The sequence below is a fragment of the Streptococcus cristatus genome (assembly GCF_001578775.1).
Classification (GTDB): domain Bacteria; phylum Bacillota; class Bacilli; order Lactobacillales; family Streptococcaceae; genus Streptococcus; species Streptococcus cristatus_A.
The window spans coordinates 1-505 of sequence record NZ_KQ969082.1 but is presented as its reverse complement, the minus strand read 5'-3'; the positions used below and the strand labels follow the sequence as shown (position 1 = coordinate 505).

Below are 505 nucleotides of genomic sequence, written 5' to 3'. Positions count from 1 at the left end.
GCCCTTACAGGAGTGTCAGGAGGGACTGCCCTGCCGGTAGCAGGTGGCATCTCATCAGCTTTATTAGTAGGAGATACGGGCTATTCAGCTATTACAGGGAATACTCTGATATCGGGAACACAGCTAAGTCCGGAGGAGCGGGCTTGGGCCATTGCGGAGACAGGTGCGGCTGTTATCAGCTTTAGTGCCAGCAAATGGCTTTCTCCGCTAGCCGAAGTGAGACAGAGCACGAAGCTGAGCAAGGTTGCGACATTGGCCGGCAAGACAGATGATGCAGTGGATGGCATACATGTCGCCTATGATGTGATGACCAAGAGCAAGGACGAGGCAGCAGCCTCTTTAGCCCAATTTGCTTTATTCAAGGGAGGCGGCTTTGCCTTAGGTAAGATTCGGGGAGCAAAAGCACAAGATATAGAGACTGCGAAAGTCAATGATGTGGATGTATCGGTGAGCAGGGGAGCGGTTGATGTATCAAGCGGTAAGATATCGAAGATTGACACTAGCC

General features: G+C 51.7%; 1 pseudogene. It reads left to right on the top strand.

The window, feature by feature from the left end:
- Positions 1-505, top strand: a pseudogene (locus tag SCRDD08_RS11730) (hypothetical protein); the annotation flags it as partial.